This window comes from uncultured Pseudoflavonifractor sp. (assembly GCF_944387275.1).
GTDB lineage: Bacteria > Bacillota > Clostridia > Oscillospirales > Oscillospiraceae > Pseudoflavonifractor > Pseudoflavonifractor intestinihominis.
This window is the reverse complement of sequence record NZ_CALXEG010000070.1, coordinates 1-7,264: the sequence shown is the minus strand read 5'-3', so window position 1 is coordinate 7,264 and position 7,264 is coordinate 1. Positions and strand designations below refer to the sequence as shown.

General features: G+C 66.3%; 10 protein-coding genes and 1 pseudogene. All 11 read left to right on the top strand.

Annotated elements, in window-relative coordinates:
- A partial coding sequence (locus Q0K23_RS12565; RefSeq protein WP_294522914.1) for a hypothetical protein occupies positions 1–204 on the top strand: 204 nt, incomplete at its 5' end.
- Positions 201–1,022 carry a LysM peptidoglycan-binding domain-containing protein gene (locus Q0K23_RS12560; RefSeq protein WP_294522912.1) on the top strand — a complete coding sequence of 274 codons (822 nt, stop codon included), beginning with the start codon at positions 201–203 and terminating at the stop codon, positions 1,020–1,022. The genes Q0K23_RS12565 and Q0K23_RS12560, both read left to right, overlap by 4 nt.
- Before the next feature lie 12 nt (positions 1,023–1,034).
- The gene (locus tag Q0K23_RS12555) at positions 1,035–2,012 is read left to right on the top strand and encodes a hypothetical protein (protein ID WP_294522909.1); all 978 of its coding nucleotides are present in this window, start codon (positions 1,035–1,037) and stop codon (positions 2,010–2,012) included.
- Positions 2,013–2,025: 13 nt separating this feature from the next.
- Positions 2,026–2,328 carry a hypothetical protein gene (locus Q0K23_RS12550; protein ID WP_294522905.1) on the top strand — a complete coding sequence of 101 codons (303 nt, stop codon included), beginning with the start codon at positions 2,026–2,028 and terminating at the stop codon, positions 2,326–2,328.
- Positions 2,325–2,741, top strand: coding sequence for a DUF2634 domain-containing protein (locus Q0K23_RS12545; protein ID WP_294522901.1), 417 nt, complete (start codon positions 2,325–2,327; stop codon positions 2,739–2,741). The genes Q0K23_RS12550 and Q0K23_RS12545 overlap by 4 nt, the downstream gene beginning before the upstream one ends.
- Positions 2,734–3,831 (top strand): baseplate J/gp47 family protein, encoded by a 1,098-nt coding sequence (locus Q0K23_RS12540; RefSeq protein ID WP_294522898.1) that lies wholly within the window; start codon positions 2,734–2,736, stop codon positions 3,829–3,831. Before Q0K23_RS12545 ends, Q0K23_RS12540 begins: the two co-directional genes overlap by 8 nt.
- The gene (locus tag Q0K23_RS12535) at positions 3,831–4,376 is read left to right on the top strand and encodes a putative phage tail protein (protein ID WP_294522897.1); all 546 of its coding nucleotides are present in this window, start codon (positions 3,831–3,833) and stop codon (positions 4,374–4,376) included. Before Q0K23_RS12540 ends, Q0K23_RS12535 begins: the two co-directional genes overlap by 1 nt.
- Positions 4,373–5,308, top strand: a complete 936-nt coding sequence (locus Q0K23_RS12530; RefSeq protein ID WP_294522895.1) for a hypothetical protein — start codon at positions 4,373–4,375, stop codon at positions 5,306–5,308. Before Q0K23_RS12535 ends, Q0K23_RS12530 begins: the two co-directional genes overlap by 4 nt.
- A 10-nt stretch (positions 5,309–5,318) precedes the next feature.
- Positions 5,319–5,603 (top strand): toxin-antitoxin system toxin subunit, encoded by a 285-nt coding sequence (locus tag Q0K23_RS12525; RefSeq protein ID WP_294522893.1) that lies wholly within the window; start codon positions 5,319–5,321, stop codon positions 5,601–5,603.
- Positions 5,600–5,734, top strand: coding sequence for an XkdX family protein (locus Q0K23_RS12520; protein ID WP_294522891.1), 135 nt, complete (start codon positions 5,600–5,602; stop codon positions 5,732–5,734). The genes Q0K23_RS12525 and Q0K23_RS12520 overlap by 4 nt, the downstream gene beginning before the upstream one ends.
- Before the next feature lie 105 nt (positions 5,735–5,839).
- Positions 5,840–7,264 (top strand): annotated as a pseudogene (locus tag Q0K23_RS12515) (hypothetical protein); the annotation flags it as partial.

The window sequence follows — 7,264 nt, the reverse complement described above, 5'->3', positions numbered from 1 at the left end:
CCCCGGAACGGGCTGTACTACCTCCACCAGGACGAGCGGGTGCTCACCGCCCGTGAGGCAGGGGAGCAGAGCCGCAAGAGCGGGACAACCTTCCAAATCACCATCAGCAACAACCAGTTCGGCGCGGACATGTCGGTGGAGGCGGTGGCCCAGACCCTGGCCGACCTGCTGGAGCGGAAGCTGGCGGCGGGGGTGATCGGATGAGGCGCACCATCAGCCTGCTGGAGGAGCAGGCGGGGCGGGAGCTGGTGCTCCCCGTGACCCCCAGCTCCTATTCCTGGACCCACGCCAACCGGGTGGAGACCGTCCAGCTGGACCAGGTGGGGGAGATCAACCTGCCCGGCGGGGCCCTGCTGGGCAGCTGCACCCTGGAGGCCCTGCTGCCCGCCAGGCTCTACTCCTTCTGCAACCCGGGCGCGGTGGCCAACCCCTACCGCTACCTGGAGCAGCTGGAACGCTGGAGCGACAGCGGCACGCCGGTGCGCTTTCTGGTCTCGGGCACGCCCACCAACGCCCTGGTGCTCATCGAGAGCGTGGAGTACGGCGAGCAGGACGGCACCAACGACATCTACGCCACCATCATCCTGCGGCAGTACCGCAAGCCGGAGACACCGGTGGTGGCGGTATCCTCCGGCACGGCCACGGCCGCCCGGGACAGCGCCACCGGCGCATCCTCCAAGCGCACCTACACCGTGGTGAAGGGGGACAGCCTGTGGGGCATCGCACAGCGGTTTTACGGCGACGGCAGCCTCTGTTACAGATTGGCCGCCGCCAACAGCATCGCCAACCCCAACCTCCTCCAGCCCGGCCAGGTGCTCACCCTGCCGTCTCTGGATGAGCTGCCGGCGGAGGGGGTCATGCCGCCCAGCGTCCAGGCGGCCAAAAGCACCCAGGTGACCAAGGACAAGGACACCGGCTGGCCCAAGCTGAGCTGGAGCGAGGCCACCGAGAACACGCTGAAGTATTTCGGGCTGGGTCAACAGGACGAGGAGGAGCAATTCCCCGGGCCGGTGCGGCAGTGAGGGGGAACGTCCATGGACTATGAGCTTCTGCTCACCGCCCCGTCGGGCGGCGAGACCCGGGACTTCGCCCAGCTGGTGCAGACCATGAGCTGGAGCGGCAGCGTCCGGCAGACGGCCCGGGAGCTGTCCGCCACCCTGGCCGTCCCACGGGACGGCAGCGTGACGCCTCCGGCCCTCCGGGAGGGCGCATACCTCACCCTGCGGCGGGCGGGGGAGACCGTGTTCACCGGCCCCCTGCTCACCGCCACCACCTCCTCCCAGGACAGCCTGGTGGATCTGTCCGCCCTGGACCGGGGGCGGTTCCTGGTGGGCAACGAGGGGTGGTACTCCTTCTCCGGCGTCACCCCCGAGACGGCCGCCGCCGCCATCGCCCGGGACTACGGCATCCCGGTGGCCGCCCTGGCCGCCGCCGGCGTGAGCGTGAGCCGGAAATTCCCCGGCGTGGCCCTGGACAAGATCATCCGCACCCTCTACGGCCTGGCCGGGGAGCAAAATGGAAAGCGCTACCTGGTCCGCTTCACCGGCGGCGGGGCCCTGGAGGTGGTGGAGAAGCCCACCAGCGCGTCGTTGTCCATCGCCTCCACCATGGCCGTGACCAACACCTGGGACATCACCAACCTCCAGAACAGCGTGGCCATCCGCACCCAGGAGGGGGCGCTGGTGCGCCGGGTGGAGGACGCCGACTCCGTGGCCCTCAACGGGCGGCTGGAGCACGTGATTACCCAGCGGGACGGAGAGGACGCGGGCAGCGAGGCCCAGGCCTGGCTGGAGGACAACGGCCTCCAGCAGAACCTGACGGTGGAGACCCTGGGAGACCCCCGGCTCATCACCGGCGAGGCGGTGCTGCTGAGGGACACGGGCAGCGGGGTGTCGGGCCTGTTCTGGATCGACGGCGACACCCACACCTGGAAGAACGGACAGTACTACTGCAAGCTGACGCTGAACTTCCGCAACCTGGTGGACGACACCAGGGCGGGCAGCGAACTGTGAGAGGAGGACGGGCATGGACAGCCTGGAACAGAGCGGCGGGCGCATCGCCTCCGCCATTGTGAAGCTGGGGGGCAAGGGACAGGCACCCTCCCCCTTCCGTCTGGGCGAGGTGCTGGAGGCCGGACAGGGGCGGCTGCGGGTGTCCTGCGGGGGTCTCCAGCTGGAGCGGGAGGACCTGTATCTGGCGGCAGGGCTGGATTATCAGTGGACGGAGGACACGGGCGGCCCTGAGCTGCTGCGCTCCGGGGACACGGTGGCCCTCCTGAGCGCCGACGAACAGACCTATTATCTGGTGGCGAGGATGGTGAGAGCATGAGCCTGTTTCCCCAGTTTTCCATTCCCGCCGCCAAGACGGGCGGCGACCTGCCCCTGTACGCCGACGTGGCCATGGACTACGACGCCGGCACCCCCCTCTGGGAGGGAGGCAACCCGGTGGTGGTCACGGGCCTGGAGGCCGTCAAGAGTTGGGCCTGGCGGGCCGTGGCCACTGCCCGGTACCGCTATCCGGCTTTCAGCTGGGACTACGGCTGTGAGCTGGAGAACCTGGTGGGCCAGCCCTACCAGGCGGACACCAAGCGCAGCGAGGCGGCCCGGTACATCCAGGACGCCCTGCTCTCCTCTCCCTACATCACCGCCTGCTCGGTGACCGACGTCACCTTTGACGGCTCCGTATTCCACATGACGGTGGAGCTTTCCACCCTGTACGGCAAGGAGGGATTCCGTGTTTGAAGACAGAACCCAGGAGAACATCAAGGCCGAGGCCCTGGCCCTCCTGAGCCCGGAGGCCGGCGTGTCCGCCCTGGCGGGCAGCTACGCAGACGCCACCCTGGGGGCCGTGGCCGGGCAGCTCAGCGAGCTCTACCAGGTCCTGCCCGCCGTGGTGTCCATGCTCTTTGTGGACGAGTCCAGCGGGCCCTACATCGACCTGGTGGGCAGCACCTACTTCAACATCACCCGCCGGCCGGGCACCAAGGCCCGGTGCGACCTCACCCTCAACGGCGACGCCGGGACGACCCTGCCCGCCGGCACCGTGTTCCTCACCCGCTCCGGCCTGGAGTTCCTCCTGCTGGAGGCGGTGACCATCCCCCAGGGGGGCACGGCGGAGGGCACCCTGGAGGCGGCGGAGACTGGCGCGGCCTACAACGTGGGGGCGGGGGAGATCACCCGCATGTACATCAACGCGGTGGGCCTGGCTTCCTACACCAACGGGGAGGCCCAGGGCGGAACCGACACCGAGAGCGACGCCGCCCTCCTCGCCCGTATCCGGGAGCGCCGGGAGAAGCCCGCCAACGGGGCCAACGGCTGGCAGTACCGCCAGTGGGCCCTCAGCGTGGCGGGGGTGGGGGACGCCAAGGTGGTGGAGCTGGCCCAGGGACCGGGGACGGTGGGGGTGACCGTTGTGGACAGCAACATGGCCCCGGCGTCCCCGGAGATCGTGGAGGCCTGCCAGGCCCTGCTGGACGCCCAGCGGCCCGTGGGCGCCACGGTGACCGCCGCCGCCCCCGGGGAGGTGGAGCTGAACGTCTCCGCCACGGTGGTCATCACCGCCGCCACAACGGCGGAGACGGTCAAGGAGGCCTTTGCCGCCCGGCTGAAGGAGTACCTGGCCGGGGTCATCCGGGCCAAGTACGGCGCCATCTATTACAGCCCGGAGGAGGACACGGCCTACACCGTCATCTACAACCGGATTCTGGCCCTGCTGCTGACCATCGACGGCGTGGAGAACGCCGCCAGTCTGACCGTCAACGGCGGGACCAATGACGTGACCATACAGGCCGATCAGGTGCCCGTGGCGGGCGCGGTGGAGGTGACAGAGTAGTGGACAGATACGACCTGATGCTCCAGCTGCCGGAGTTCTACCGCAGCGTGCCCTTCGCGGAGCTCCAGCGGGTGCTGGGGGAGATGGTGCGCAGGGCCGGGGAGGACGTGGACTTCACCCTGGCGCAGCTCTGGCCCCAGACCGCCAGCGGCTGGGGGCTGGCCATGTGGGAGACCGCCTACGGCATCCCGGCGGACGTGACCAAGGACCTGGAGTTCCGGCGCACCCGGCTCCTCTCCAAGCTGCGTGGCCAGGGCGTCCCCACAATATCACTGGTCCAGGCCGTGGCCGCCTCCTTCGCCAACGGCCAGGTGGAGGTGGTGGAGCACAACGACCAGTACTATTTTGTGGTCAAGTTTGTCTCCATTCTGGGGGTGCCCCCCAACATCGACGACCTGACCGCCGCCATCAACGAGATCAAGCCGGCCCACTTCGATTTTATCTATGAGTACATCTTCCACCAGTGGGGGCTCTTCAGGCCCTACACCTGGGGGCAGCTGGCGGGCCGGACCTGGAAGGACCTGAGGGAGGGACAGTTTCCGTGACCAACACCACCTATTACAGCCTGAAAAAGCCGGAGGATAACGACAACGTCCTCATCTCCGACCTGAACGGCAACGCCGACGCCATCGACCAGGCCCTCCACGGCCTGGACGAGGGCCTGAAGGGCCTGAAATACGAGCCGCCCCTCACCCAGGCGGGGAGCAAGAGCGCCGTCGCCGACGGGGACGGCCTGGTGGTCACCGACAGCGCCGACGGGAACAAGACCAAGCGGGTGCTGTGGAGCGCCGTCAAGTCGGCCCTGTCCGCCCTCTTCGCCGCCAAGACCCACCAGCACGCCGCAGCGGACATCACCAGCGGGGCGCTGAGCATCAGCCGGGGCGGCACCGGGCAGAGCACGGCCCTGGATGCGGCCAAGACGCTGGGACGCGGGTATGGGACATGTTCCACCCCGGGGGCAACAGTGGCCAAGACGGTGGCCCTGAGCAGCTTCTCGCTCAACACCGGGGCGGTCGTCGGTGTCCGGTTCTCCTATGCGAATACCGCCGCCAATCCGACCCTGAACGTCAACAGCACAGGGGCCAAGTCCATCTATAATTTTCAGACCAACACCAATATCAAGCCCGGCGACATTGCCGCAGGCATGACGGCTTTCTTCACGTATAACGGGGCTCAGTGGGTGCTGCTCAATCCGTGCAGTGATCCGTCGGTGGTGAGCGGTAGCGGCGTAACGCCGAGTGACTACGGGAGAGATAGCGCGGTAGAGATTGACCTGGGATTCCGGCCCTCTCTGATCGCCGTAAAGGGGTACGCCTATAATGCGTGGGGCTTTTCGACTGATACGCTTCGTATCGAACTGGGAGGAGGTTCGTCTTCTTACATTTCGAGTTTTAGCATTACAGACAACGGATTCACCGTATACGCTGAGGACAGCAACGGGACTGGAAAGGGATACGATTATCTGGCGTTTAGGTGAGGTGGAAAAGATGACGATTATAAAAACACAGGCGGAAAACGGCTTCCATGACATCCAGAGACAGTCTCACCGGATGGCCTGCTGGCTGCCCGGGTATGTGGAGGTCCCGCCACATCTTGAGTCCGCTGTGTGGGCGTCCGGCGGCTGGTGCGACCTCATGATGGAGGACGGCAGTCTTATCGGCATAACACCCACTGAAAAGCCGAAGGAACCTACCGCCCCGCCCACCGAGCTGGAGCAGCTGCGGGCGGACGTGGACTTCCTGGCCGCCATGACGGGGGTGATGCTGGTATGACCGTGCTGGAGATGGCCAAGCAGTACTACCCCCGCCTGTGGAGCAGGGCGCGCATCGAGGCCCTTGTGGCCGCCGGGCGGCTGACCAGGGAAGAGGCGGAGCAGGTCTATGAAGCCGGGGATGGCGGATAAAACGGCTGGGAGGACCGCAATGTCCGCTTTTAGGAGGTGAGACGGCTTGGATTAAGGAGCCGTCCGCCGGACGGGCGGCGGAGTGAGCGGAGAGGAGAGATGCGCATGATTCATTTTGACGACTGGCTGCTGAAGAAGGATGAGGGGCCGGTCATCGCCCGGCAGTACGACAACCTGACCCGACGCCTGGAGATTCTGGGCGACATCCCGGAGGGGTGGAGCTGGACGCTGCTGGTGCAGGCGGACAAGCACCTGGACCTCATCGCCCTGACGCCCATGGAGGGCGGCCTGGGGGTGGACCTGACGGCGGAGATGCTGGCTGTGTCCGGATACTACACCGTGCAGCTCAAGGGCGTCCGGGGCGAGCTGGTGCGCCACACCAACCAGGTGCGGATTTTTATCCCGGACAGCCTGTCCGGCGACGCCAACTGGCCGGAGGTGCCCAGCGAGTTCAGCCAGATGGAGGCCAACATCCGGGAGCTAAACGAGCACCCGCCCGTCCCCGGAGATGAGGGCTTTTGGCTGGTGTGGGACCTGGAGCGGGGGGAGTATGTGACCTCAGACCTTCCCCTGCCTAACGTGTCGGTGGGGCCCGCCGGAAAGGCGGCCACCATCAAAGTGGGCGAGACCGTCACCGGCGATCCCGGAACCCAGGCCGCCGTGGAGAACACCGGCACGGAAAACGAGGCGGTGCTGCGGTTTACCATCCCCAGAGGCGCAGTCGGCCCTACCGGCGCCACGCCTGACATCTCTGTCCAGGTGACCGGCCTGCCCGCAGGGGCTGAACCCACGGTGTCCGTGTCCGGTACGCCCGAGGCCCCTGTCATTGCCCTGGGCATCCCCGCCGGCAGGCAGGGCGACCCCGGCGGAAAAGGCGACCCGGGCGACCCCGGCCAGACACCCAACATCACCATCGGCCAGGTGGAGACTCTGCCCGCCGGGTCTGCGGTGACCGCGTCCATCACCGGCGAGACGCCCAACCTGGTGCTAAACCTTGGTATTCCCCAAGGACAGCAGGGTGACACCGGAGCGGGTGTTCCTCCGGCCGATGACGTACCGACAGATTACCTGCTCAGCGTGGGCGGCTGGGTACCCCCTCCGAGCGGTGGAGGCTCCGCTCCGGCGTGCCAGGTCTGGGATGTAACCGTAGAGGAGGACGTCATATCCTATGCGATTCCGGTTGACGATCCCACGTCCTACGATTTTTACATCTATCAGGTCAACCGGCCCAGCGGCTGGTCGGGAAATCTGCTGATGGAGTTTATCCGGAAATCGGACGGGAAATTCTCGAGCAATTTTCAGATCGCCAAGCACGGAGCGGATAGCGGTATTATTTTTGTACGCCCAATAGACGAGAAACCGTGGTGCCTCAGTATGAACTATTCCAATATCGGCGCCGTTATGGCGACGTCTACAAGCGCCGCCTGGTACACGCCGGATGGGACGAAACCGTCGATTGCTGTAAAGAACTCGGCCGGGAATGTGGAAGCCGGGACGAGAATTGTACTGAGGGGGTATCGATTTGAGAGT